Consider the following 20,462-nt stretch of genomic DNA (forward strand, 5'->3'; position numbering starts at 1 on the left):
CGTTTTCCGCGGCACGGGGGTGCGGCCAGGCATGATGGTTTCGTGCGGATCATCCTGCTGCGTCACGCCGAGTCCCTTGGGAGCGTCGACCAACTCGCCTACACGCGGATCCCGGACCACGCGATCCCGCTGACGGAGACCGGCCGGGCCGAGGCGGTCACGACGGGGCCGGTGATCAAGGAACTGCTGCGCGGGGAGCGCCCGGCCGTGTACGTGAGCCCCTACCTGCGTACCCGCGAGACGCTGCGGTTGCTGGACATCGAGAGCGACTGCGACCGCGTGGTGCAGGAGCCGCGGCTGCGCGAGCAGGACTGGGGCAACCTGCAGGACCCGCAGGACCAGGAGGTGCAGCGGCAGCGGCGGCACGAGTTCGGGCACTTCTTCTACCGGCTGCCCTTCGGCGAGTCGGGCGCCGACGTGGACGACCGCGTGGCCGGGTTCCTGGCCGAGCTGCTGCACAGTGGCGGAACTCACCCGCGCAGCGTGCTGATCGTGTCCCACGGACTCACCTTGCGGCTGCTGTGCCGCCGGTTGTTCGGCTGGAGCGTGGACCTGTTCGAGTCGCTGTCGAACCTGCGCACGTGCGAGCACCGGGTGCTGGAGCACGACGGGGACAAGTGGTCGCTCGACCGGCCGTTCGGGCAGTGGCGCGAGTCACCGGACGGGGAGACCCAGGGCTAGGTCCTCGCGCCGGCGCGCGCGGGCCGCGACGAGGGCGGCCGGCACGATCAGCGCCGCGATGAGGCCGACCACCACGAACGACACGGAGTAGGACGTCGCCTGCGCGATGCCGCCGATCATCGGCGGACCGGCGAGGAAGCCGGAGTACGCGATGGTGCTGACGAAGGCCAGCTCGCGTTCGCCGCCTCCGCCGTCGGCGCGTTTCCCGGCGCTGCCCGCCAGGCTGAGGGCCAGCGGGAACGCCGCGGCGAGGCCGGCGCCGGCGAGCGCGAAGCCGACGTACGCGAAGGCTGCCGGTGTGAACATGGCGGTGCAGACGAGACCGATCGCCGCGACCCCCGCGCCGACGGCGAGGGAACGGGTGGCGCCGAAGCGTTCCTGGCTCCACGCGCCGCCGAGCCGGGCGAGCGCCATGGCCAGCGAGAACCCGGAGTAGGCCAAGGCCGCCGCGCCCTGGCCGACGCCGTGGGCGGTGACCATGAGCAGGGCCGACCAGTCGGAGCTCGCGCCCTCGGCGATCGCGGAGCACAGCGCGACGGCCGCGAGCAGCCACAGGGCGGGCCGGCGGATCGGCGCCTTCCCGCGTTCCGGTGGTGTCGTCTCCTTCGGCGGCCGGTCTCCCGGCACGGCCTTGAGCACGGCGACGAGCACGAGGAGAGCGGCCACGGCGGCCACGGAGAGGTGCCGCGCGGGCGACCAGCCGTGGCCCGCGGCCAGCCCCGCGAGCAGGGAGCCGGCGAGCGCACCGAAGCTGAAGCCGGCGTGCAGCGTCGGCATCACGGCGCGGCCCGTGCGGCGCTCGACGGCGACGCCCGCGATGTTCATGGCGACGTCGAGGGATCCCACGCCCGCGCCGAGCACGAACAGGGCGCCGGCGAGCAACGGCACGTTCGGCGCGAACCCGACGAGCACGAGCGCGACGGCGGCCACCACGGTGCTGCCCGCGACGGCCGCACGGGCACCCACGCGTTCGGTGATCCGGCCGGAAACCGGTGCGGCACACAGCATCCCGACGCTCGCGCCGAGCAGCGCGAGCCCGAAGACGCCCGGCACGGCGTGCACGTGGGCGGCGATGGCGGGCGTGCGCGGGGCCCACGAGCCGAGGGCCGCTCCATTGAGCGCGAAGACCGCGAACACCGCCGTCCGGTCGCGCATCGCCGCCTGCCTCTCTGCCGGGAGCCCTTGGCCCAGAATGACTTAAGCGCTTCAGAGGGTCAAGGCCGCGCTATGCTCCGCCGATGACGAGCACCCGGCGCCGGCGGCCGACGCTGGACGACGTCGCCGAGGCGGTCGGGGTGTCCCGCGCGACCGTCTCGAACGCCTACAACCGGCCTGACCAGCTGTCCGCGCAGCTGCGGGAGCAGGTGCTGCGCGCGGCCAAGGAGCTGGGCTACCCCGGGCCGAACCCGACGGCGCGCAGCCTCGCCACGAGCCGGACGGGCGCGATCGCATTCCTGCTCGACGCGTCCCTTTCGGCGGCGTTCTCGGACCCGGCGTTGTCCATCACGCTCGACGCGCTCGCGAAGGCCGTGGAGCCGACCGGCCACGCGCTGCTGCTGTTGCCCGGCGGCGAAGTGCACGGCGGGCCGCCGGCGGAGCGCGTGCTGGCGGCGCAGGCGGACATCGCCGTGGCCTACTCGCTGGCCGACGGCAGCCCCGCACTGGCGGCGGTGCGCGACCGCGGGCTGCCGCTCGTGGTGATCGACCAGCCCCTGCTGCCCGGCACCGCCCGCGTCGGCTGCGACGACCGTGGCGGGGCCGCGCTGGCTGCGCAGCACCTGCTGGAGCTGGGGCACCGGCGTTTCGCGATCCTGTCCGCACCCCGGCTGTCGCCCGACGGCCCGTCCGGCCTGGAGTCCGCGCGGGCGAGCTCGTTCCACGGGACGCGCGAGCGCCTGGCGGGCTACCTCTCGACGCTTTCCGCGGCGGGCGTGACCGACGTCGCGGTGTCCGAGGCGCCGTGGCTGTCGGCGGACACCGCCCGGGCGAGCGCGGCGGAGCTCCTGACCGGCACACCCCGGCCGACAGCGCTGCTGTGCATGTCCGACCAGCTCGCGCTGGCCGCCGTCGCCGCCGCCCGGCAGCTGGGCCTGCGCGTGCCGGACGACGTCTCGGTGGTCGGCTTCGACGACACCCCCCAGGCCGCCTGGGCGGAGCCGCCGCTGACCACCGTCCGCCAGGACCTCGCCGGCAAGGGCCGCACCGCGGGTGAGCTGATTCTGCACCTGATGTCCGGCGGGAATCCGCCTCCGCCGGTAGTCCTTCCGGTGTCGTTGATCCGCCGAAACAGCACGGCCGCCGTTTAGCAATACCGTTCACCGATCTGTGGACAACTCGCGCCGTTCGAGCGACGGAATACTACTTGTCCACAGACGTAGGAATGCGGGCAGACAAACCCACCCCCACCCGCCATCGTGGAAACCACACATTCCGCGGCGGCCCACTCCGGCCGCCACCGAGGGGGGAGTTCCCACGATGTTCCGACGCCTGCTGCCGAAGCTGCCCACGTTCCCCGGCCACCCCGGCCGGCCCACGACCCCGTCCCGCCTGCCCGGCCTGCCCGCACGCCTGCCGCGCGTCCTGCTCCTGGCCACGGCCGGCTTGCTGGCGGGGACGGGGATGGCCTCTGCCGCGCCTTCTGGCCCGGCCGCTTCTACTGTGCCCCTGGTGCAAACCGCTTCTGCTGCGCCTTCATCGCAGGCCGCTTCCGCTGTGCCTTCGCTGCAGGCCGCTTCTGCCGCACCTTCAGCCCACCCTGCGGCTCCGTCAGCCCACCGCGCCACCCACGCCTCCCCGGCGGCCGACCACCTCACCCCCGCCACTCCCGGCTCGGCCCTCACCATTCCCTCCGCTACCACCACTCCGGACCCGGCCTGCACCGTCGGCGAACTGTGCCTGTGGACCGCCGAAACCTACTCCGGCACCACTCAGCACTACGACCTCCGCACCGCCAATCCCGAAGACTGCATTCCCCTGCCCGAGGGATTCGAAGGGCATTCCTTCGTCAACCGCCTGACCCGCGACGTCACCGTCTACCAAAGCGAAGAATGCACGACCGAGGGAGACTTCACCACCTACCCGGGTGGCGGCACTTACGTTCCGCAGTCCCCCTTCGTCGTGCGCGCCATCAAAATCTGGAACTGACGCCACCACCGCACCCCGGGGCTCCGGCACCCCGCCCGCCACCCCGGGGGCGCACCCACCCGACTCACTCACCCGCGGGCCACAACCCGCCTTGCCCACCCACGGGCGCACCCACCCGACTCACCCACCCGGGAACCACAACCCGCCTTATCCACACCGGGGGCACCCACTCTTCGCCCCTCACAGCGCACTCACCCCGACTGGCTCGCCCGGGGCGCACCCACCCGACTGGCTCGCTCGGAGCGCACTCACCCCACCCTGCCCACCCGGGGCGCGCTCACCCGCCTTGACCACCCCACCGCACCGCACCGCGCTCCCAGCTGCCTTACCCAACTCCGCGATCCCGCGCCTCCACCAGATTTGCCCACGCCACCGCGCACTCACCGACGAGATCACCTGAGGCGGACTCCCAACCAAGGAGTCGACTCCGAGGCAACCCACCCACGTCACTCACCACGGGGCGCGAGCGAGCCCACCCCGCGACACCCACCCGACTCACTCACCACCGGGCACTCCAACCAGCGAGCCCACTCCGCGACGCCCGCATCTCCACCGGCCTTGACCGCCTCGGAGCGATCGCACCCTGCTCGCCCGCCATGGCGGCACTCACACCACCGTGCCCGGGGGCCGTCCGACTCCCCTCACCTGCCCTCGACCACCTGACCGGGACCGGCTGATCGGCCATCCCGCGGCCCCCACCGCGCCGCCCCACCGATCACCGGCCCCCGGGGCCGTCCCCGAACGGCCCCACCCCCGTGGGCGCGCCACCTTCCCCGTGTCCAGCGCGCCCACGGGGCCCTCCCCGGTCCCCGCCGCTGTCCCGGCCCTCCGCCGGTCCGGATCCGCTCCGGCCGCAGGTACCGGCCATTCCCATCACCGGCCGGCAACCGAGGCTCCGATTCCCCCTCTCTGCCCCTGCCAGCCAGTTCCCAGCCCAGCCCACGCAAACTCACGTCGCCGCGCCCTGCCCCGGCTGCGCCAAGCCCCGATCCCGACCGCCACCCACTGACCTGCGGCGCCCCCGCCCCCGATCCCCACCACTGTGCAGTGCCGACCCGCGTCGCAACTCTCCGTCAGCCCCGAGCCCGCTCACCCTGGCCGCGATCGCACTGGGTCCCCGATGCGCCACCTTTACCGCCACCAGCCACCTACGCCTCAATCGCCCCCCGTCTCGCTCCCATGCGCCCCGATCGCGCACCCCGCCCGCCCCCCACAGCACCGCACCTCGTTGGCCGGCGAGCTCCCAGCCGCCCACCCGCAGCGGCCTCCGTCGATCACCCTGATCGGTTTCGCCCCGCCGCAGCCATCCCGGCGCGGCAGCCCGGTGCGCCGACAAGCCCACCCCATTCATCACCACTGGCCGAAGTCCCGACCCGCCCCGCGAGGAACTCCCCATGCACCCCGGCACCCACTCACCGACCTGCCGAAACCACAGCCAGCGCCACCCCGCCGAGACCCCTCCCGCGAGATCGTGGCGATCCCACCCATTCGAGCGGGATGTCGTGGGTGGGCAACAGCCGCGGGGGAAGCCCGGGGCGCCTGGTGAACCGCTGGTGAACGCGCCGCCGCCGGACTTTCGTGGCCGCGGGCAAGATCACCCGCGCGGGGGCCGGGCGGCGGCGCGGCATCCGGCGAATCCGGCGAACGAGACCTGAAACGATTCGACGGTGTCGAACGATCGAGAGGATGGCGACGACTAAGCTGCCGGTGCTGGAGATCGGCAACCGTCGTCGACCCGGGCCCTCGTAGCTCAGCTGGATAGAGCAAGAGCCTTCTAATCTCTAGGTCGCAGGTTCGAGTCCTGCCGGGGGCACCACCAGCGGAAATGCCGCGCGCGGTCAGCGCGCGGCATCCGCCGGCGCCGAGAAATCGGCGCTACGTCACGGGTCGCGTCGACGAGGTCGAGAGCGCCCACTGTGGACGGCCCGCCCGGGCCGTCGATCTTCCACACGACCGGACGCCGGATCGCGCAGCGGCCGAATGGGCCAACAGCTCCGGGCCGAGTTCCACTTGAGACACGCTTGTTATCTGGCGCCGCCACGCGGAATGCGCGACGGAGCGGTCACGCGCAGCCACAACAACCCCATCGAGGACCCCGTGGACCACAACGAATCGCGAAACCGCAGGCGCGCCGGGAACCGAGTGGCGCGCGCGTTGTTCGACGAGGCGCGGCGCGCCGGGCTCGTGCGGCGGCACCTGCTCAAGCTGCGCTACCTCGCCGATCACCCACAGCAGCACGGCGAAAACCCGGCCGCGCCGTTCCCGGTCGGCGGCACACCGTGCCGACCCCGCCGGACACCACCCGCAGTTCAGCTGGTGTTCGACTTCGCGCCGGAAGTAGAACCGAACAACGACAGGACAACCACCGGACAGTCCACATCGGACGCTGCCTGACGCCCGACCGTAGGCGAACCGTATCTTCGAGTGACGAAAGGAGAGGCCGTGGACGTCGAGCAGGTGCGGAACGCCGCCGTCGAACCGTACGTGGACGGGGTGCCGGTGCTCAGGGTCGTCGACGTCGTCGGGCGGCGGTCCGGCGAGTCGCGGCCGGTGGCGCTGAACGTGACGGAGCTGCGCGGCCGGCAGTACGTCTGCGCGCCCGACGGCCGCGGCTGGGTGCGCAACCTGCTCGCCGCCGGGTACTGCCGTGTGGAGCGCGACGGACCCGAAGGCCGGGACACCGTCCGGCGCGTCCGGCCCGTCGGCGAGGAAGAAGCACCGCCCGTGCTCCAGGCCCAGGCCGCGCACTTCCCGGACGGCCGGCCCACGACCGTGCTCCGCCTGGATCTCCTGGACTAGCCCGAGCAGTTTAGGTGATGCACGTCATCTATCACTCTCAAATAGATGAGGTACATAATCTAAACAAGGAGATCGACCCAGCCGAAGGAGTCCCGGACATGTCGCAGACCATCACCCCCAGCCAGCTGACCGCCCCGAACCTCACCGTCGAGGCCGGCAACGGCGTCACCTACGCCTACCGCCGCTTCGGCAACACCGAGCGCGACGTGCGCCCGCTCGTGTTCCTGCAGCACTTCCGCGGCAACCTCGACAACTGGGACCCGCAGCTGGTCGACGCGATCGCGGCCGAGCGCGAGGTGATCCTGTTCGACAACACCGGCGTCGGCGGCACCTCGGGCGCCACCCCGCGCACCGTCACCGCCATGGCGCACGACGCGCTGGCGTTCCTCGACGCGCTCGGGCTCACCGACGTCGACGTGCTCGGCTTCTCGCTCGGCGGGTTCGTCGCGCAGGAGCTCACCCTCATCCGGCCCCTGCTGGTGAATCGGCTCGTGCTCGCCGGCACCAGCCACGAAGGCGGCCACGGCTTCCACACCTGGACCGGCGAGACCGGCACCGCCGCCAAGTCCGACGAGCCCGGCGCCGAGCACCTGCTGCACCTGTTCTTCGCGAAGACCCCGACCGGCGTCGCGAAGGGCTGGGAGTTCGTGCAGCGCATCTTCACCCGCACCGAGGACCGCGACGAGGGCGTCTCGCTCGCCACCCGCGACGCGCAGCTCGACGCGATCAGCGCCTGGGGCATCCCGGACCCGAGCCGCGCCGCGCGCCTCGCCGCCATCACGCAGCCGGTGCTGGTCGCCAACGGGGACAACGACATCATGGTCCCCACGCCCAACTCGAAGGTCCTGGCGGACCACCTGCCCAACGCCCGCCTCGCGATCTACCCGGGCGCCGGTCACGGCTTCCTGTTCCACTACGCCACCGAGTTCGCCGGTGACGTCAACGCCTTCCTCGGCTGACCCTCCACAACGGACAATGGTCCGGCACCCCCGTGCCGGACCATTGTCGTGCGCTCAAACAAAAATCCACAACGGACTCACTCGTGCGAGGTCTCGACCACCCGCCGGCGCGCGGCTTCCAGGATCTCGTCGGACAGCGGATCCCCCGCCGTCCCCCGGGCCAGGTACAGCGCGCCCACCAACGTCGCCAGCGTCGCCATGTGGTCCTCCCGCGTCGCGGACCCGCCGTCGAACTCGGCGAGCACGTCGAGGAACAACCGCACGCCGTCGGCATACGACTTGCGCAGCGGGCTCCCCTGCTCGTCCCGCGCCGCCTCACCGCCGAGCGCCGTCGCCGGGCAGCCTTCGCCAGGCGTGTCCCGGGACTCCTGCGACAAGTACGAAGCCGCCAGCTCCGCGCGACGCTCGCTCACCGGGGCCTCGGGGATCTGCCGCAGCTGCGCCGCCAGCTGCTCGAACGCCTCCGCCGCCGCCTCCCCGGCCAGCGCCTCCTTCGACGCGAACTGCCGGTAGAACCCGCCCTGCGTGAGGCCCACTTCACCCATCAGCTCGGCCACGCTGACACCGCCGACGCCCCGCTCACGGAACAGCCGCGCGGCTGCCGTGACGACCTCGCTGCGGTGCCGATCGGCCTCGGCTCGCGACACGCGTCCCATGCGTCCTCCTCAGGGAAACCTTCCCCCATGATATATGACAACCGTCATCTTTTCGCCGTGGAGGACCGTGACGCCCGCGACAGCCCCAACGGGCCCCGGCGACGGCCCCCATGACACGTTGGGGTGACTGAAGGGGTGGAACCACCGGAATCCGGGCATTTCCCGAAAGCGGAAACCCCGCATTCGAAGAAAGGACGGCGAAGATGAAAACCCGAATCGCTTCCTGGGCCACGGCCGGCGCACTCGTGTGCGGCGGACTGGTCGCCACCGCTCTGCCCGCGGCCGCCGACCAGGTGCCCGGCAACCCGGACCGGTTCTACGCCTACTGTTCCATCGACGTGCTCGGATTCCCCTTGGCCTGCACGGAAACCGACGCCGCTCACGCGTCGCACGAATGTTCCTACGTGCTCTACGGCGTGGACCTCACGATCGCCTGCGAAAGAATCTGACCACATCCGCTCAAATCTGCCCGGCCCACGATTCCACGCGCTCGGTGCCGATGTCGGTGTCGTATCCGTGACCCGGGTGCACCACCGTTTCATCGGGCAGCACGAGCAATTTCCGGCGCACCGAATCGTGCAGTGTCGAGGCGCTCGACAGCACGTCGCCGGTCATGCCCGGGCCGCCGGACAGGAGCGTGTCGCCGCTGAAGAGCAGGCCTTCGTCGGGCAGGTGCAAACACACCGAACCCGCCGTGTGACCCGGGGTGTGCAGCACGACCACCGGTGAACCGGCGACGGTGAGCACCTGCCCGTCGGCCAGCTCGGCGTCGGGGCGGCGGCCGGGGTTGACCCGGGCCCACAGCTTGACGTCGCCCGGGTGCAGCAGCACGGGCGCGCCCGTCGCGTCGGCCAAGCTGAGCGCGGCGTCGGCGTGGTCGTTGTGCGCGTGGGTGCACAGGATGCCCAGCACGTCGCGGCCGTCGATCGCGGCGGCGATGGCGGTCGCGTCGAAGCCGGCGTCGACCACCAGCACCTCCTCCTCGTCGCCGAGGAGCCAGATGTTCGTGTCGACCGCGAACGACACCCCGTCGAAGCGGTAGTTCCCGGCCGTCACCGTGAGATCGACATCCACGCCCGCGACGATCGCACGCGCCCCGAGCCGCGGCGGTCTCAAATAGCGACAGCTCAGCGCGGCCGCAGCCCGTCGACGAGCGTCGCGATGGTCTCGTCCACCAGCTGCGCCACCGGCCGCGCCCCGCTCATCCCGCTGGTCACGAGCGAGGCCAGGCCCTGCAGCGTCGCGAAGATCGCGAACGCGACGTGCTCACCCGCCACCACGTCGCCGCCCGCCTGCGCGCGGGCGATCATGGCCGACGTCGCCGCGAACGTCCGGTCCGCCACCGCCCGCAGCTCACGGGCGCCCTCGCGGTTCTTCGCCGCGAACATCAGGTCCAGCAGCGCCGGCCGCCGCGTCGCGAACCCAACCCACGCCCGCGCGAACGCCAGCAGCGCGGCGGCGAACGGCGCGCCGTCGTCCGCGCGCGCGGCCTCGAGCTCCAGCCCCAGCTGCTCGAAACCCCGCTGCGCGAGCGCGTCGAGCAACGCCCGCTTGTCCGCGAAGTGCTGGCGCGGCGCTCCGTGGCTCACGCCGGCGTCGCGCGCCAGCTGCCGCAGCGACAGCTCGTCCGGCCCCGACTCCTCCAGCACCCGCTCGGCGTTCTCGAGCAGCACCGCCCGCAGGTTGCCGTGGTGGTAGCTGGTGCGCGCCTCCGTCATGGCCCGAACCCTACGCGGGTGTAGGCAGCGACAACACCTTGACGAACCCCGCACCGCTCCCTAGGTTGTCCGGACATAGGACGTCGGACATCCCACGTCCTGTGTCTCTCCCCCATCCCCACTGACGAGGAGGCGGAACGTGTCACCGATCCGCAGGTTCGGGACGACTCTGCTCGCGGCGGCCGCACTCGGGCTGTCGTTCACCCCCGCGGCCACAGCCGCACCCACGCACCACGGCTGCACGTCGTCGGTGCCCTTCACCTCCGGCTCCGAGGGCTACGACACCTTCCGCATCCCCGCGGTGGTGCGCGCCGCCGACGGGTCGCTGGTGGCGTTCGCCGAAGGCCGGCGCGACTCGGCCGGAGACTCCGGCGCCATCCAGACCGTGTCGAAGACCTCCCGCGACGGCGGCTGCACCTGGGGCCCGCTGACCGTCGTGGACAGCAACGGCGACAACACCGCCGGCAACCCCACACCGGTCGTGGCGCGCGACGGCGAGCTCGTGCTGCTGACCGTCCACAACGGACCGGTCAGCGAAGCGCAGATCATGTCCGGCACCGCGTCCGCGCAGGACACCCGCCGCGTGTTCGTGTCCAGCAGCCGTGACAACGGCCGCACCTGGACGCCGGCCCGCGACATCACCTCCGAAACCAAACTGCCCACCTGGCGCTGGTACGCCACCGGTCCGGGGCACGCCACGCTCCTGCGCCACGGCCCGCACGCCGGCCGGATCGTCGTGCCCGCCAACCACTCCAGCGCTCCGCCCGCCGGCTCCACCGACGTCGGCACCGAGGCGAAGTACTACGGCGGCCACGACCTCTACAGCGATGACAACGGCCGCACCTGGCACATCGGCTTCACCGACGACCGCACCGACGGCGTGATCGCCGCCAACGAGACGTCGATGACCGAGCTGCCCACCGGGGCGCTGTACTTCACCAGCCGCAACCAGGGCTCCGCCGCCGACCACCGAGTCGACGGCTACAGCTTCGACGGCGGGAAGACGCTCGTGCGGCCGTACCAGGTGCAGCCGGGGATCTCCGGCACGAAGGTGGAAGGCAGCGTGCTGCAGACCACGATCCCGTGGCTGCTGCTGTACTCCGGCCCGGCCGACCCGGCCACCCGCGCCGTGATGCAGCTGCGGCTCAGCTCCGACGGCGGCCGCACGTGGCACCCGGGCCGCACGCTGACGAGCAACCCGGCGGGCTACTCCGACCTCGTGCAAGCCGACCCGGCGACCGTCGGCCTGCTCTACGAGACGGGGACCGCCGGACCGTACGAAAGCGTGGTGTTCCAGCGCATCCCGCTTTCCGACGTGCGCTGACCCACACCTCGGTCCTGCCGCGCCTGGGGGTGCGGCAGGATCGGGGCCGGGGCGGAAGGGGGCACGGCGATGACCGAAGACCGGTGGATCCGGCGCTACCACCCGGCGGACGACGCACCGGCGCGGCTGGTCTTCCTGCCGCACGCGGGCGGTTCGGCGTCGTTCTTCCACCCGTTCTCGAAGGCCCTGTCCCCCGACGTCGACGTGCTCGCCGTGCAGTACCCCGGCCGGCAGGATCGGTTCGGCGAAGCGCCGCTCACGCGGCTCCCGGACCTCGCCGACGCCATCACACAGGCGTTGCTGCCTTGGCTCGACGTGCCCGTCGTGCTCTTCGGCCACAGCATGGGCGCCACGCTCGCGTACGAAGTCGGCCTCCGGCTGGAAGCGCGGGGCTCCGGGCCGCACGCCGTCGTCGTCTCCGCCCGCCGCGCCCCGTCCCGCGCGGGTGACGACACCAAACACCTGCTCGACGACAACGCCCTGCTCGCCGAAGTCGCGAACCTCAGCGGCACGGACCCGCACGTGCTCGCCGACGAAGAGCTGCGCGCTCTCGTCCTCCCCGCGCTGCGCGCCGACTACACCGCCGTCGAAACCCACACCCATCCCGACGCCCCGCCCCTGGCCGCGCCGATCCACGCGCACGCCGGCGCCGACGACCCGCGCGTGACCCCCGAGGACGTGCGCGCCTGGGCCGCGCACACCACCGGCGGCTTCCGCCTCACGACCCACCCCGGCGGCCACTTCTACCTCACCGAACGGCTTCCGGACGTCGTGGCGGCGCTGCGGAAGATCCTCGTGATCACCCAGTAGGGTGCGCGAATGGGACTGCGAAAGCTCCTCACCGCGTTCGGCAAGACGACCGCGTTCGCCGCGCTCGGACGGGCCCTCGTCCCGGCCGACCGCGTGATGTTGCGCGTGACCGGCGGACGCCTCGGCGTCGGCACTCCGCTGGGTCTGCCGACTCTGCTGCTGACCACGATCGGCCGCACGAGCGGCGAGCCGCGCCAGGTGCCACTGCTCTACGTCGAACGCGACGGCGGCTACGTCGTGATCGGCTCCAACTGGGGCGGCGAGAAACAACCCGCGTGGTCGGCGAACCTGATCGCCCAGCCCGAAGCGACCGTCAGCACGCGCGGGCGCACCACTCCGGTCCGCGGCCGGCTCCTCGAAGGCGACGAACGCCAGGAGATGTGGGACGCCGTGGCCCGGTACTGGCCCGCCTACGACACGTACGCCGTGCGCGCCGCCCATCGCGAAATCCGCGTGTTCCTCCTCTCGCCCCGGTAGCTTGGGCCATTCGGCCGAGCGAAGGAGAGGCGGATGCCGCACTACGCGATCCTGATCTACGAGCGGGAGACACCCGGCGGCGTCGCGGATCTCCCGCCCGAGCTGCTCGAAGAGCACGCCCGCGTCGAGGACCGCATCACCGCGTCCGGCGGCACGCTGATCGCCGGGTACGCCACACAGCCCGCGGCCATGACGCGGTCGCTGCGCGGCGCATCGGTGACCCCCGGCGCGTTCGCGGTGAGCCCGGAGGCCATGGCCGGCTTCTTCATCGTCGACGCGCGCGACCTCGACCACGCGGTGGAGATCGGCGGCTTCGTCCCGGTGCTCGACGGCGGCGTCGAGGTCCGGCCGCTGCTCGGCGGCTGAGCCTCAGCGCGTGAGCGCCGGCGCCAGGCCGAACACCTCGAACACCGCGGGGTCCTGGAACACGACGGTGTGCGCCACCCGGCCGTCGGCGATCGAGAACACCTGCAGCGTGTGCAGGCGGAAGTCCGAGCCGTCCCAGCAGTAGGCGGCGAAGGCGGGCTGGCCGTTGGCGTGCGTGCGCTGCAGCTGCCAGCGCGTGCCGCGCATCTCGAACACGCGCGCCATGAAGCGGGCATAGTCGTCGCGGCCGCGGTACCAGAGCGGGACGGGCGGCATCTCCAGCACGACCTCGTCGGTCAGCAGGGTCACCAGCGCGTCGACGTCCGCCGCCTCGAAAGCCCGGACGTAGTCGTCGATCACGGCTTCGCCCGACTCGGTGAGCTCGTCGGCCGACACCCCGGCGACGCCGGTTCGCGCGCGTTGCAGAGCGCTGTTCACCGAGGCCGTGGTGGTGCCGAGCAGCTCGGCGACCTCGGCGGCGGTGAAGTCGAGCACGTCACGCAGTACGAGCACGGCGCGTTGACGCGGGGGCAGCAGCTGCATCGCCGCGACGAACGCGAGCCGCACGCCCGAGCGCGCGGCGGTGACGGCGGCCGGGTCGTCGGGCAGCGGCTGCAGCCACGGCACGTCGAACGCCGGCACGAGCGGCTGCAGCGGATCTTCGCTCGGGCCGCCGAGCCCCGTCGGCAACGGACGGCGAGCGCGGCCTTCGAGCGCGGTGAGGCACGCGTTGGTCGCGATGCGGTAGAGCCAGGTGCGGATCGAGGCGCGGGTGCTGTCGTAGCGTTCCCACGCGCGCCAGGCGCGCAGCATCGTCTCCTGCACGAGGTCCTCGGCCTCGTGCACCGAACCGAGCAGGCGGTAGCAGTGCACCACCAGCTCGGCCCGGTGCGGACCGGTGCTCGCCGCGAAGTCGGGCACGTCAGTGTGCCGGGGCGTTGCTGTAGGCGGCGACCGTCCACGAGCCGGCGGCACGGGTCAGGACCCAGGTGGCGATGCGCTCGCGGTCGGCCGGCAGGGAGTCCTCGCCGGCGAACAGGATCCCGGCGCGGCTGACGACGATCGCGGTGTCGCCGTCCACGCGCACGTCCTGCGGCTCGTCGACGCCGCGCGAACCCTTGAGCGGGCCGGCGAACGCGGCGCCCATGTACTCGCGCACGGCGCCGCGGCCCTGGTGGAAGACACCAGGCATCACCACGGTCGCGTTCTCGGTGTACAGCGCGGCGAAGGCCTCGGCGTCGTTGTCGGCCCAGGCGGCGTAGATGCTCTCGAGCAGGTCGCGGATCTCGGCGGGGGTGGCGGTGGTGGTGGTCATCGTGACGGTCCCTTCTGTGAAGTGGTTTCGCAGGGACGTACCGGCGGGCCTCCCGGAACTCATCGGTGCGCCGGCAGAAACCTTTCGGCTCGCGATTGCAGGTAGCGGCGCTCGGGCAGGCTCGACGTCCGCTTGGCCGCCCGGAGGTAGTGCGCGTGGGCCGCGTCGGTGTCGCCGGCGAGCTCCAGCAGGTGGGCCCGCACAGCGTCGAGGCGATGGCCCTGCTTGAGGCGGCTGTCGTCCTCGACGGTGCTCAGCAGGGCCAGCGCGGCGGCCGGCCCGTGGACCATCGCGACGGCGATCGCGCGGTTGAGCGTCACGACCGGGCTCGGCGCGAGCTCCGCCAGCACGTCGTAGAGCTCGACGATCTGCGGCCAGTCCGTGGTCTCCGTGCTCGCCGCGCGGTCGTGCAGCGCGGCGATCGCGGCCTGCACCTGGTACGGACCCACGGGTCCGCGCCCGAGGGTGCGGCTCACCAGCTCCACGCCTTCGACGATCTGCGGCACCGTCCACAAGCGACGGTCCTGGTCGGCCAGCGGCAGCAGCGCGCCCTCGTGCGTCCGCGCGGGGCGGCGGGCGTCGGTGAGCAGCATCAGCGCGAGCAGGCCCGCGACCTCACCGTCGCCGGGCAGCAGCGCGTGCACGGCGCGGGTCAGCCGGATCGCCTCCGCGGTCAGCTCCACGCGGTGCAGCTCCTCGCCCGAAGACGCGGTGTAGCCCTCGTTGAAGATCAGGTACAGCACGTGGAGCACGACCTGCAGCCGCGCGGGCCAGTCCTCGGCCGAGGGCTCGGCGAACGTCGACCCCGCGGCCGCGATGCTCTCCTTCGCGCGGGTGATCCGCCGCGTCATCGTGGCCTCGGGCACGAGGAACGCGGTCGCGATCTCCGCCGTCGTCAGGCCCCCCACCGCGCGCAACGTCAACGCGACCTGCGAGCTCGGCGTCACCGACGGGTGGCAGCAGAGGAACAGCAGCGTCAACGTGTCGTCGTGCTCCGGCGCGCGGTCGTCGCCCGGCCCCGGCACCGCCTGCGTGACCTCCTGCGCGGCCACGTTCTCTTCACGCCGGCGCCGGGCGCTCTCGCTGCGCCAGAGATCGGTGAGCCGCCGGGTCGCGACGGTGAGCAGCCACGCGCGCGGGTTGTCCGGCACGTCCCCGTCGGCCCACTGCTCGACGGCCGCGAGCAGTGCCTCCTGCACGGCGTCCTCGCACGCCTCGAACTGGCCGTAGCGGCGCGCCAGCACCCCGAGCACCTGCGGCACGAGGGGCCGGAGCAGTTCGGCGTCCATCAGCCGGGCTCGGGCTCGCCCTCGGCGCCGGCGAAGAACGCGACCGGGCGGACCTCGATGCCGAGACCGTCGATGCCGGCGTCGGGGATCATCGCGGCGACCTCGAGCGCGCGTTCCCGGGTCTCGCACTCCACGAGGTAGAAGCCCGCGAGGAACTCCTTCGACTCGGTGAACGGCCCGTCGGTCACGACCGGGACGCCGCCGCGCACGCGCACCACGGCGCTGTCGGCCGGGGCGCCGAGCGCCTGGGTGTTGATCATCTCCCCCGACGCGCGGATCTTCGCGATGAAGTCTCCGTGCCCGGACATGACCGCGTCCTTGGTCTCCTCCGAGAGTCCGTCCCAGACTTCGGGGTTCATGTGCATCGTCAGCAGAAACTTCACGTCGTCCTCCCCAGGGGCCGGATCCTGACCGGCCCCAACCTAGCGGACGCGGCCGGTCCGGAAGCGCTCCACGGCTCCGTCGCCGCGGGCGGGCTGTCCACAGAGGCCTGGGTCAGCGCGGTCGCGCCGCGGTGCCGCCGGTGGTGGCGGGCCGGACGCCGAAGCGACCCGAGCGTCAGAGCCGGGTGGAGATGCCGTCGAGCAGGCAGTCGAGCCCGAGCGTGAACTGGACGTCTTCGGCGGGGGTGGCCGGGGCGTGGGGGTCGGCGCCGAGGAAGTCCTTGACCACGCGTTCGAGCAGCGGGAAACGCGGTTCGGCATCGCTGCCGACGTCGACGAACCAGGCGCCGGCGAGCTCCTGGACGTCGTCGAGCCCGCGGAACCCCTGGCGCTGCCACATCTTCATCTCTTCGGACCGCTGCAGGGCCTGGCCGACGACGTAGCCGTCCAGCAGCCGGTGGTAGGAGACCGCCGCGGAAAGGTCCTGGCCCAGCCCGACGAAGGTGCTCAGCACGAACTCCTGGCGGCGGCTCGCGTGCGGCCCGGCGGGCGGGCGCTGGTGCACGAGCTCCGCGAACCAGGGGTGGCGTTTCATCATCGTCCACGAGTCGTGCGAGAGCCGGGTGAGATCGGCGCGCCAGTCCTCGCCCGGCTTCTCGGGTGTGGTGACCTCGGCGTTCGCCGCGTCGAGCATGAGGTCAACGAGGCCGTCCTTGTTGTGCACGTACCGGTAGAGCGACATGGGCGTGGACGAGCCCAGCTCCTTCGCGACGGCGCGCATGGTGAGCGCGTCGGAGCCACCGGAGTCGGCGATCGCGATGGCGGTCCGCACGATCTCCGCACGACCGAGGCCCCACCGCCGTTCGGGCGGTTCGGGCAGCAGCCAGATCGGCGGGGTCGGGGTTCCCTGAGCGCTCAAGCGGCCTCCTGTCGGTTGCGTCGATCCTACTCGGCGTGTACAACGTACATAGAGTGTACGACGTACACATTCGAGGTCGGTCGAGTTGGGGGTAGTCGTGAACGAACGGACGCAGGTGCTGATCAGCGGCGGCGGGGTCGCCGGGTTGACCGCGGCGCTGCTGCTGCACCACCACGGCGTGGACGCGGTGCTGGTGGAGAAGCACGCGAGCACGTCACCGCAGCCGAAGGCGCGGCGGTTCAACCACCGCAGCAACGAGGTGTTCCGCGCGCTCGGCCTGAGCGACGCGGTGGCGGAGGCGAGTGCGCCGCTGGCGTCGTTCGCGGGGATGCTGACCGGGCCGACACTGGCCGAGGCGAAGTGGCCGGAGATCACGCCGGCGATGCAGGCGGGCCTCGCGCAGTACGGCCGGATGAACGACCAGAGTCCGGCGCCGAGCGTGCTGTGCCCGCAGGACGTGCTGGAGCCGGTGCTGCGGCGCGCCGCGGAAGACCGCAGGGTTTCGGTGCGGTTCTCGACGGAGCTGGTGTCGTTCGCGCAGTCCGCTTCGGGGGTCATCGCGTCGCTGCGGTCCGCCGGGGGCGAGGTCTCGGAAGTGGCCGCCGATTACCTGATCGGGGCCGACGGGGCGCGTAGCCCGGTCCGCGAGGCGCTGGGGATTCCGCGCAGCGGCTACGGCGACCTCGCGGACAACCTGGACATCGCGTTCCGCGCCGACCTCACGGACCTGGTGCGGGACAAGAAGTTCAACCTGTGCCAGATCGAGAACCCGGCGGCGTCGGGCGCGTTCGTGTCGGTGAACGGCACCGACCGCTGGCTGTTCTCCACGTCGGACTTCCCCGGCTCCGCGACCCTGGGCGACGACGGCTGGCGCGACCTGCTGCGCACCGTGGTCGGCGTGCCGGACCTCGAGGTCGAGGTGCTGAGCCTGATGCCGTGGGAGTCGGGCATGTACGTGGCCGACCGTTACGCCGAGGGCCGCGTCTTCCTCGCCGGCGACGCCGCGCACGCCATGCCGCCCATGGCCGCGGCCGGCGCGAACACCGCGATCGGCGATGTCCACAACCTGGTGTGGAAGCTCGCGGCCGTGCTCACCGGGTCGGCCTCATCCGCACTGCTGGACACCTACCATGCCGAACGCCACCCCCTCGGCTACGCGACGGCCGAGTTCTCCAGCCGGGTCAGCGGCCACCTCGGCACCATGATCGCGTCCGTGACCAGCGGCGAAGTCCCGGTCGACCCGGTCACCGCCCTGTTCGGCGTGCAGTACGACGAGGGCGCCTTCGTCCCCGACGGCCGCGGCCCCGCGCCCTCCGACCACTACGCACCCGGCGGCCGGCCCGGCACCCGCGTGCCCCACGCCTGGGTCTCGCCCGGCGTGTCCACTGTGGACCTCGCCGGCCCGGACTTCGCCCTCCTGACCTCCCCCGGCGAGACCCACTGGACCGCGACGGCCCACCACCTCGGCCTCCGCACCGTCGCGGTCCCCGACCTCACCTGGCTCGCCTCCGTCGCCCTCTCCCCCGCCGGCGCCCTCCTGCTCCGCCCCGACGCGGTGGTCGCGTGGCACTCGTCCTCCACCACCCCCCTCACCGACGCCTACGCCCGCCTCCTCGGCCACCCGGCAGCCATCGTTGCCTGACCACGGCCTGGCTCAGCGGCCGAAGTACGCGACCGGATCCCCTACCCAGCCGACATGCGCACCGGGCTGGACCAGCACCTCCCCGCGCGAACACCACCTGGTTCGGCCGACTCGCGACGCGGTGGTCACCGACGAAGACATGACCGCCACGCAACCGCCGGCACAAGCAGCTCACCCGGGCAAGCCAGCTCAGCGGCCGAAGTACGCGACCAGATCCCCCCGACGCACACATGCACATCAGGCCGGACCAGCACCTCCCGTGCATGCCGCGCGAACGCCACCTGGTCCGGCCGACTCGGGAGGCGGTGGTCACCGACCAAGAGATGACCGCCACGCAACCGCCGGCACAGGCAGCCGCCCGAGCAAACCGAACTCACCGGCCGAAGTACCCCACCGCATCCCCACCCCAGCCAACACACGCAACGGACCGGACCAGCACCTGCCCGCACCTCCACGCAAACACCACCGCATCCGGCAACCCGGCCGAGCGATACTCACCGACGAAGACATGACCACCACGCGACCACCGACACAGGCAGCCACCCAGGCAACCCGAGATCACCGGCCGAAGTACCCCACCGGATCCCCCACCCAGCCCACATGCGCATCAGGCCGGACAGCACCTTCCCGGCACCCCGCGCAAATACCACCTCATCCGGCAACCCGGCCGGGCGGTGGTCACCGACGAAGACGAAGCGGCCACCCCGCAACTGCTCGTACAGCCGGCCCCCAGGAAGGTCGCGGTCCGCCGCACGGGCGCCGACAAGGCGGTCTGCGCCGGTGGGTGGGGCGTAGCGGATGCCGACGCCCGAGATCATGCCGGCGACGCGGCGGGCGAGTGGCGCCGCGGACAGGGCGGTGCCGAGGAGGCGGTTGCGGGCTTCGCGGAGAACCCGCGGCTTGATCATGGCCAGGCGGATGATCGCGCCGCTGCTGCGGAGGACGAGGCGGCCGACGGGGTGGCGTTCGGTTTCGTAGCTGTCGAGCAGGGTCTCGGGCAGGCGGCCGGCCAGGACCTCGGTGAGCTTCCAGCTCAGGTTGGCCGCGTCCTGGAGACCGGTGTTCATGCCCTGGCCGCCGGCGGGCGAGTGGACGTGGGCGGCGTCGCCGGCGAGGAAGACGCGGCCGGAGCGGTAGTGCGGGGCCTGGCGCTCGTCGCTGTGGAAGCGGGAGAGCCAGCGCGCGTCGTGCATGCCGAGGTCGGTGCCGAGGGAGCGGTGGGTGATGTCGCGGACCTCGTCGAGCGAGAGCGGCGCGTCGTCCGGGACCTGGGAGCGCCGGTCCCAGGCGAAGACGCGGTAGTAGCCGTCGCCGAAGGGGGCGACGAAGGCGAAGCCGTCGCCGACGCCGTTGACCATGAGGAGGTCTTCGGGCGGCGAGTCGAGCCGGACGTCGGCCAGCATGATCGACTTCAGCACCGAACGGCCGGGGAACGGCAGGCCGAGCTGGCGGCGCACGACGCTGTGCAGCCCGTCGGCGCCGACGAGGTAGCGGGCGCGGTAGAGCTGGCCGTCGGCGGTGGTGACGTCGACGCCGTCGGGGTCCTGGGCGAGCGTGCGCACCTCGGCGCCCCACACGAACTTCGCGCCGAGCCGCTCGGCGCGCGAACGCAGGATCTCCTCGGTGTGGGTTTGCGGCGTGATCAGCAGGTAGCCGTAGCGCGAGGGCAGCTTGGCGAGGTCGATCTCGACCCGGTCGAACAGCCGCAGCTCGCGCAGCCGCGCGCCGGTGGCGACGAGCTCGTCGGCGACGCCGCGCACGTCGAGGTGCTCCAGCGTGCGGGCGTGGACCCCGAACGCCCTGGTCAGGTTCGATCCCGTGGCCCGCCGTTCGAGCACCGTCACCGCCACGCCGGCTTCGGCGAGATCCCCCGCGAGCAGCAGCCCGACGGGTCCGGCTCCGACGACCAGCACTTCCGATTCCATGTCGACCCCCAAGCCAACATCTGTTTGCCAACATCTGTTGGCATTCAGTAGACGT

The 20,462-nt window shown here is 72.3% G+C and carries 22 protein-coding genes and 1 tRNA gene; 13 read left to right on the forward strand and 10 right to left on the reverse strand.

The window, feature by feature from the left end; translation table 11 throughout:
- Nucleotides 1-42: 42 nt before the first annotated feature.
- Nucleotides 43-681 (forward strand): histidine phosphatase family protein, encoded by a 639-nt coding sequence (locus tag AB0K15_RS25605; protein WP_364055227.1) that lies wholly within the window; start codon nt 43-45, stop codon nt 679-681.
- On the opposite strand, the gene AB0K15_RS25610 is transcribed toward AB0K15_RS25605, so the two are convergent.
- Entirely contained in the window at nt 655-1,836 is a 1,182-nt protein-coding gene (locus tag AB0K15_RS25610; protein ID WP_364055230.1) for an MFS transporter, read from the reverse strand. The genes AB0K15_RS25605 and AB0K15_RS25610 overlap by 27 nt on opposite strands.
- Nucleotides 1,837-1,919: 83 nt before the next feature.
- On the opposite strand from AB0K15_RS25610, the gene AB0K15_RS25615 reads away from it, so the two are divergent.
- The 6 genes from AB0K15_RS25615 to AB0K15_RS25640 all read left to right on the forward strand — a co-directional run bounded on the left by AB0K15_RS25615 (nt 1,920) and on the right by AB0K15_RS25640 (nt 7,583).
- Nucleotides 1,920-2,987, forward strand: a complete 1,068-nt coding sequence (locus AB0K15_RS25615) for a LacI family DNA-binding transcriptional regulator (RefSeq protein WP_364055233.1) — start codon at nt 1,920-1,922, stop codon at nt 2,985-2,987.
- A 415-nt stretch (nt 2,988-3,402) separates the two neighbouring features.
- Nucleotides 3,403-3,825, forward strand: a complete 423-nt coding sequence (locus tag AB0K15_RS25620; RefSeq protein WP_364055342.1) for a peptidase inhibitor family I36 protein — start codon at nt 3,403-3,405, stop codon at nt 3,823-3,825.
- Nucleotides 3,826-5,564: 1,739 nt separating this feature from the next.
- Nucleotides 5,565-5,641 (forward strand) — tRNA-Arg (locus AB0K15_RS25625).
- Between the two features lie 230 nt (nt 5,642-5,871).
- Complete coding sequence (locus AB0K15_RS25630; protein WP_364055236.1) at nt 5,872-6,219, forward strand: hypothetical protein; 348 nt, start codon at nt 5,872-5,874, stop codon at nt 6,217-6,219.
- 48 nt (nt 6,220-6,267) lie between these two features.
- Entirely contained in the window at nt 6,268-6,624 is a 357-nt protein-coding gene (locus AB0K15_RS25635; RefSeq protein ID WP_364055239.1) for a hypothetical protein, read from the forward strand.
- Between the two features lie 98 nt (nt 6,625-6,722).
- Nucleotides 6,723-7,583: an alpha/beta hydrolase gene (locus AB0K15_RS25640; protein ID WP_364055242.1), complete on the forward strand. Its 861-nt coding sequence runs from the start codon at nt 6,723-6,725 to the stop codon at nt 7,581-7,583.
- A 77-nt stretch (nt 7,584-7,660) separates the two neighbouring features.
- Here the strand turns inward: AB0K15_RS25640 and AB0K15_RS25645 are convergent, their stop codons facing one another.
- A complete protein-coding gene (locus AB0K15_RS25645) occupies nt 7,661-8,239 on the reverse strand; it encodes a TetR/AcrR family transcriptional regulator (RefSeq protein ID WP_364055245.1) in 579 nt (192 codons plus the stop codon).
- Nucleotides 8,240-8,442: 203 nt separating this feature from the next.
- On the opposite strand from AB0K15_RS25645, the gene AB0K15_RS25650 reads away from it, so the two are divergent.
- Complete coding sequence (locus AB0K15_RS25650) at nt 8,443-8,688, forward strand: hypothetical protein (protein WP_364055248.1); 246 nt, start codon at nt 8,443-8,445, stop codon at nt 8,686-8,688.
- Nucleotides 8,689-8,698: 10 nt separating this feature from the next.
- Here AB0K15_RS25650 and AB0K15_RS25655 read toward each other — a convergent pair whose 3' ends face one another.
- Both AB0K15_RS25655 and AB0K15_RS25660 read right to left on the reverse strand, forming a co-directional pair.
- On the reverse strand, nt 8,699-9,313 hold the full coding sequence (locus tag AB0K15_RS25655) for an MBL fold metallo-hydrolase (RefSeq protein ID WP_364055251.1): 615 nt from the start codon (nt 9,311-9,313) through the stop codon (nt 8,699-8,701).
- Nucleotides 9,314-9,366: 53 nt separating this feature from the next.
- Nucleotides 9,367-9,957, reverse strand: coding sequence for a TetR/AcrR family transcriptional regulator (locus tag AB0K15_RS25660; protein WP_364055254.1), 591 nt, complete (start codon nt 9,955-9,957; stop codon nt 9,367-9,369).
- A gap of 139 nt (nt 9,958-10,096) precedes the next feature.
- On the opposite strand from AB0K15_RS25660, the gene AB0K15_RS25665 reads away from it, so the two are divergent.
- From AB0K15_RS25665 to AB0K15_RS25680, 4 genes are all read left to right on the forward strand, one after another.
- The gene (locus AB0K15_RS25665; protein WP_364055257.1) at nt 10,097-11,281 is read left to right on the forward strand and encodes a sialidase family protein; all 1,185 of its coding nucleotides are present in this window, start codon (nt 10,097-10,099) and stop codon (nt 11,279-11,281) included.
- A 69-nt stretch (nt 11,282-11,350) separates the two neighbouring features.
- On the forward strand, nt 11,351-12,091 hold the full coding sequence (locus AB0K15_RS25670; protein ID WP_364055260.1) for an alpha/beta fold hydrolase: 741 nt from the start codon (nt 11,351-11,353) through the stop codon (nt 12,089-12,091).
- 9 nt (nt 12,092-12,100) lie between these two features.
- On the forward strand, nt 12,101-12,568 hold the full coding sequence (locus AB0K15_RS25675; protein WP_364055263.1) for a nitroreductase family deazaflavin-dependent oxidoreductase: 468 nt from the start codon (nt 12,101-12,103) through the stop codon (nt 12,566-12,568).
- 33 nt (nt 12,569-12,601) lie between these two features.
- Complete coding sequence (locus AB0K15_RS25680) at nt 12,602-12,934, forward strand: YciI family protein (protein ID WP_364055266.1); 333 nt, start codon at nt 12,602-12,604, stop codon at nt 12,932-12,934.
- A gap of 3 nt (nt 12,935-12,937) precedes the next feature.
- Here AB0K15_RS25680 and AB0K15_RS25685 read toward each other — a convergent pair whose 3' ends face one another.
- The 5 genes from AB0K15_RS25685 to AB0K15_RS25705 all read right to left on the reverse strand — a co-directional run bounded on the left by AB0K15_RS25685 (nt 12,938) and on the right by AB0K15_RS25705 (nt 16,840).
- The gene (locus tag AB0K15_RS25685) at nt 12,938-13,855 is read right to left on the reverse strand and encodes a sigma-70 family RNA polymerase sigma factor (RefSeq protein ID WP_364055269.1); all 918 of its coding nucleotides are present in this window, start codon (nt 13,853-13,855) and stop codon (nt 12,938-12,940) included.
- A 1-nt stretch (nt 13,856) separates the two neighbouring features.
- Nucleotides 13,857-14,249, reverse strand: a complete 393-nt coding sequence (locus tag AB0K15_RS25690; protein ID WP_364055272.1) for an SgcJ/EcaC family oxidoreductase — start codon at nt 14,247-14,249, stop codon at nt 13,857-13,859.
- Between the two features lie 59 nt (nt 14,250-14,308).
- Nucleotides 14,309-15,538, reverse strand: a complete 1,230-nt coding sequence (locus AB0K15_RS25695; protein WP_364055275.1) for a sigma-70 family RNA polymerase sigma factor — start codon at nt 15,536-15,538, stop codon at nt 14,309-14,311.
- On the reverse strand, nt 15,538-15,921 hold the full coding sequence (locus AB0K15_RS25700) for a YciI family protein (RefSeq protein WP_364055278.1): 384 nt from the start codon (nt 15,919-15,921) through the stop codon (nt 15,538-15,540). The genes AB0K15_RS25695 and AB0K15_RS25700 overlap by 1 nt, the downstream gene beginning before the upstream one ends.
- A gap of 175 nt (nt 15,922-16,096) precedes the next feature.
- Entirely contained in the window at nt 16,097-16,840 is a 744-nt protein-coding gene (locus AB0K15_RS25705; protein WP_364055281.1) for a TetR/AcrR family transcriptional regulator, read from the reverse strand.
- A gap of 97 nt (nt 16,841-16,937) precedes the next feature.
- Between AB0K15_RS25705 and AB0K15_RS25710 the strand changes: the two genes are divergently transcribed.
- Entirely contained in the window at nt 16,938-18,482 is a 1,545-nt protein-coding gene (locus tag AB0K15_RS25710; RefSeq protein WP_364055284.1) for an FAD-dependent monooxygenase, read from the forward strand.
- Nucleotides 18,483-18,976: 494 nt separating this feature from the next.
- On the opposite strand, the gene AB0K15_RS25715 is transcribed toward AB0K15_RS25710, so the two are convergent.
- Nucleotides 18,977-20,395 carry an FAD-dependent monooxygenase gene (locus AB0K15_RS25715; protein ID WP_364055287.1) on the reverse strand — a complete coding sequence of 473 codons (1,419 nt, stop codon included), beginning with the start codon at nt 20,393-20,395 and terminating at the stop codon, nt 18,977-18,979.
- Between the last annotated feature and the right edge of the window lie 67 nt (nt 20,396-20,462).

This window comes from Amycolatopsis sp. NPDC049253 (genome assembly GCF_040678995.1).
Lineage (GTDB): Bacteria > Actinomycetota > Actinomycetes > Mycobacteriales > Pseudonocardiaceae > Amycolatopsis.

Coding starts and splice junctions, on each gene's coding strand:
- AB0K15_RS25610 (WP_364055230.1), bottom strand. CDS start 1,836: ATGCGCGACCGGACGGCGGTGTTCGCGGTCTTCGCGCTCAATGGAGCG.
- AB0K15_RS25615 (WP_364055233.1), top strand. CDS start 1,920: ATGACGAGCACCCGGCGCCGGCGGCCGACGCTGGACGACGTCGCCGAG.
- AB0K15_RS25630 (WP_364055236.1), top strand. CDS start 5,872: ATGCGCGACGGAGCGGTCACGCGCAGCCACAACAACCCCATCGAGGAC.
- AB0K15_RS25640 (WP_364055242.1), top strand. CDS start 6,723: ATGTCGCAGACCATCACCCCCAGCCAGCTGACCGCCCCGAACCTCACC.
- AB0K15_RS25645 (WP_364055245.1), bottom strand. CDS start 8,239: ATGGGACGCGTGTCGCGAGCCGAGGCCGATCGGCACCGCAGCGAGGTC.
- AB0K15_RS25650 (WP_364055248.1), top strand. CDS start 8,443: ATGAAAACCCGAATCGCTTCCTGGGCCACGGCCGGCGCACTCGTGTGC.
- AB0K15_RS25660 (WP_364055254.1), bottom strand. CDS start 9,957: ATGACGGAGGCGCGCACCAGCTACCACCACGGCAACCTGCGGGCGGTG.
- AB0K15_RS25670 (WP_364055260.1), top strand. CDS start 11,351: ATGACCGAAGACCGGTGGATCCGGCGCTACCACCCGGCGGACGACGCA.
- AB0K15_RS25675 (WP_364055263.1), top strand. CDS start 12,101: ATGGGACTGCGAAAGCTCCTCACCGCGTTCGGCAAGACGACCGCGTTC.
- AB0K15_RS25680 (WP_364055266.1), top strand. CDS start 12,602: ATGCCGCACTACGCGATCCTGATCTACGAGCGGGAGACACCCGGCGGC.
- AB0K15_RS25690 (WP_364055272.1), bottom strand. CDS start 14,249: ATGACCACCACCACCGCCACCCCCGCCGAGATCCGCGACCTGCTCGAG.
- AB0K15_RS25695 (WP_364055275.1), bottom strand. CDS start 15,538: ATGGACGCCGAACTGCTCCGGCCCCTCGTGCCGCAGGTGCTCGGGGTG.